Origin of the sequence: Stenotrophomonas sp. 3diitr2024, from assembly GCF_042136455.1 — a bacterium.
In the GTDB taxonomy this organism is placed as follows: domain Bacteria; phylum Pseudomonadota; class Gammaproteobacteria; order Xanthomonadales; family Xanthomonadaceae; genus Stenotrophomonas; species Stenotrophomonas sepilia.
This window is the reverse complement of the sequence record NZ_JBHHMJ010000369.1, coordinates 1-1,724: the sequence shown is the minus strand read 5'-3', so window position 1 is coordinate 1,724 and position 1,724 is coordinate 1. Positions and strand designations below refer to the sequence as shown.

Annotated in this window: 1 protein-coding gene; it reads right to left on the bottom strand. The window is 67.2% G+C overall.

What is annotated here, in order from left to right:
* Positions 1 to 68 precede the first annotated feature (68 nt).
* Positions 69 to 1,496, bottom strand: a complete 1,428-nt coding sequence (locus ABGA94_RS09300; protein WP_262221173.1) for an aspartate ammonia-lyase — start codon at positions 1,494 to 1,496, stop codon at positions 69 to 71.
* Positions 1,497 to 1,724: the final 228 nt, after the last annotated feature.

The following is a 1,724-nucleotide window of genomic DNA, read 5'->3' as shown; positions in this document are numbered from 1 at the left end:
GCCGAGCCCATGCTCGGCTGCTGCCCGGAACCTGAGCCGAGCATGGGCTCGGCTCTACAACCAGCAGATCAACCGCCGGCGCCACCACCGCCAGCCTGGATGCCACCTGCGGTCAGTGCGGTCGGATCCAGCAGGCGCCGCAATTCGGCCTCCTCCAGCCCGCTGTCTTCCAGTGCCACGTCCAACACCGGGCGTTGTTCCTTGTAGGCACGCTTGGCGATGGCCGCGGCCTTCTCGTAGCCGATGATCGGATTCAATGCCGTGACCAGGATCGGATTGCGCGCCAGCGCTTCGGCCACACGGTCCTCGCGCACCTTCAGCCCGGCGATCGCGCTGTCGGCCAGCAGCCGCGACACATTGGCCAGCAGGCCGATGCCATCGAGCAGGTTCACCGCGATCAGCGGCAGGGCGACGTTGAGCTGGAAGTTTCCGGTCTGCCCGGCCACGGTGATTGCCGTGTGGTGGCCGATCACCTGCGCGCAGGCCATCACGGTCGCTTCCGGAATCACCGGGTTGACCTTGCCCGGCATGATCGAGCTGCCCGGCTGCAGCGCCGGCAGTTCGATCTCGCCCAGCCCGGCCAGCGGACCGGCATTCATCCAGCGAAGATCATTGGCGATCTTGATCAGCGCCACGGCCAGTGCATTGAGCTGGCCCGACAGTTCCACGGCATCATCCTGCGCGGCCAGGCCCTCGAACTTGTTCTCGGCGCTGTCGAACTTGAAACCGGTCTGTTGCTTCAGTGCCTTGGCCACCTGCGCGCCGAAGCGCGGGTCGGCATTGATGCCGGTGCCGATGGCGGTGCCACCCAGCGGCAGGCGGCGCACGCGCCTGAGGCTGTCTTCGATCCGCTCCTGCGCCGAGGCCAGCTGTGCCGACCATGCGCCGAACTCCTGCTCGAAGGTCAGTGGCATCGCGTCCATCAGGTGCGTACGGCCGGTCTTGACCACCTTGCGCAGGCTGCGGCCCTTCTTGTCCAGGGTCTTGCGCAGGTGCACCAGCGCCGGCAGCAGCTGCTCATGCGTCGCCAACACCGCCGACACGCGCAGCGCAGTCGGAATCACGTCGTTGGAGCTCTGCCCCTGGTTGACGTGGTCATTGGGGTGCACGGCGGTCTTGCCCGCCTTGCCGGCACGGTTGGCCAGTGTGGCGATGACCTCATTGGCATTCATGTTCGACGACGTGCCCGAACCGGTCTGGTAGACATCGATCGGGAACTGCGCATCCCAGTTGCCGGCGGCCACTTCGGCGGCAGCGGTCTGGATGGCCTTGGCCACGTTCTTCGGCAGATGGCCCAGCTCCGCGTTGACGCCCGCGGCGGCGCCCTTGACCAGGCCCAGGGCACGGATGAAACCGCGCGGCATGCGCTGGCCCGACACCGGGAAGTTCTGCACGGCACGCTGGGTCTGCGCGCCCCACAGGGCGTCGGCAGGCACCTGCAGCTCGCCCATGCTGTCGTGTTCGATTCTGAAACCCTTGCTTGCAGCTTTGCTCATTGCATCAACTCCGCACTACTTCAGTTGGGGAAAGGGAAGCGGCGGCTGGCAGGGTGTCGCTTCCCGGGCTGGCGGCTGCGCCAACGATACTCCCTTGCCCGCAGCGTGGGATGACGAGCGCGGGCCAGATCGTTTCATCCGCAGGGCCGTTGTGCACGCGCAGGGGTAGTGCCGGCCGCTGGCCGGCACCATGGAAGCGTAGGCCGGGCGTGGTTGCCGGCCAGCGGC

Bases quoted from the DNA above. Each gene is read 5' to 3' on its own strand.
- ABGA94_RS09300 (WP_262221173.1), bottom strand. From the start codon at position 1,496: ATGAGCAAAGCTGCAAGCAAGGGTTTCAGAATCGAACACGACAGCATG.